This window comes from Bradyrhizobium huanghuaihaiense (assembly GCF_007830635.1).
GTDB classification, from domain to species: domain Bacteria; phylum Pseudomonadota; class Alphaproteobacteria; order Rhizobiales; family Xanthobacteraceae; genus Bradyrhizobium; species Bradyrhizobium huanghuaihaiense.
Window position 1 is genome coordinate 1 of sequence record NZ_VLLA01000094.1, and the last position, 1,638, is coordinate 1,638.

The following is a 1,638-nucleotide window of genomic DNA, read 5'->3' on the forward strand; positions in this document are numbered from 1 at the left end:
CTTGCGATCTTTCCTCGAAAGGTGGACTTCTCTTGCTTCGGGTATCATCCCGACCTTGAATCACGACTCACGTTCCAAGAAAAGTGGGTACTAGTCAGGCTCCTGGTCGGCCTGGGGCTTCGGTTCGCGCAGCACGATTTTACCCAAAACGGCCAAGCCGGGCGCGATCACGATATTGAAACCCTTGCCGTCATCGTTCGGCCAAGCGGCGCCGATCCGCGTCCATGTAGAATTTCGGCCGTCACCGGCCACAGCGAAGGCATCGTGCGTGGGCTTTCGACTTTCAGACATGAGGTTTCCTTTTCAAAACGAGGGATGTTCATCATGACCGACAATCCGCGCCAGGGCTCGGCGCGGGATGACTTCTTTCGGGCCTCGGCGCTGCAACTGCTGACGGCGTTGATCGCCGATGTCTGTTTGTCCGGTCATACGGAAAAGAAGGATCAGCACCTCCGCCAGGTCCGCGCCAACCTGTCGGAGCCGGAGCCGAAGTTGCGCCAGCGGCTTCAGACGATTTACGACAACTCCGAGTCCGGATTCGTGAAGGAGAATGTCGCGCCCTTCATCGCCATGACGCCAGAGACCTTCAGCGGCGTCTACGCCAATGCGGTGAAGGAAACCCACTGGCTCTCCTATGGCAACTATGCCGCCCTGGTGTCCGGATCGAGCTTCACGACGGCCGAGCTCGCGGAGGGCCGGACGGACGTCTTCATCAATCTCGACCTGAAGACCCTGGAGAACCATGCCGGCCTCGCCCGCGTCATCATCGGCTCGCTGCTCAACGCCATCTACAATCGCAATGGCGAAGTGACCGGCCGGACCCTGTTCCTACTCGATGAGGTCGCGCGTCTCGGCTACTTACGCATTCTCGAAACCGCGCGTGATGCGGGGCGCAAATACGGCATCACCCTCTTGATGCTCTACCAGTCAATCGGCCAGATGCGCGAGGCCTATGGCGGCCGCGATGCCACCAGCAAGTGGTTCGAAAGCGCATCCTGGATCTCCTTCTCGGCGATCAACGACCCCGAGACGGCGGACTACATCTCCAAGCGCTGCGGCGACACGACGGTCGAGGTCGATCAGCTGAGCCTGTCCTCGCAGACGTCGGGTTCCTCCCGGACGCGGTCCAAGCAGCTCGCGCGCCGGCCGCTGATGCTGCCGCATGATGTCTTGCGCATGCGAACCGACGAGCAGGTCATCTTTATTGCGGGCAATCCACCGCTGCGATGCGGACGCGCCATCTGGTTCCGGCGCACCGACATGCGCGCCTGCGTCGGCGAAAACAGGTTCTATCGGAGAGACGCTGGTCGGCGTCGCTGATTATCGCGAACGCGGCGATGAGAAAGACGTGGGCGGCATACAAACGACCGGCTGGTTCCCAGGCAGAGAAAGAAAGGGCGTACGTGGAAGGGCAGTATTGTCTGGGAACGGAAAGCCGAGACGGAGCGCATCCAGCAACGACGGCATACCGGGCTCGATGCTCGGCTCGTCGTACGAGCCGGCGCATCATCTCGCCCGCCACCTGTAAGCCGCCTAATTTTTGATCCAGACGTAGGGCTCCACGCTGTTGATTTTGCAGGTGGCGATGAGCGAAGCTATGCGCGCCCATGAACGACCACCTTCGTCGTGACCAGCAAA

General features: G+C 60.7%; 1 protein-coding gene. It reads left to right on the forward strand.

Annotated features, from left to right (window positions below):
* On the forward strand, positions 1-1,320 hold a 1,320-nt coding region (locus IQ16_RS44920; RefSeq protein WP_018642935.1), incomplete at its 5' end, for a type IV secretory system conjugative DNA transfer family protein.
* Between the last annotated feature and the right edge of the window lie 318 nt (positions 1,321-1,638).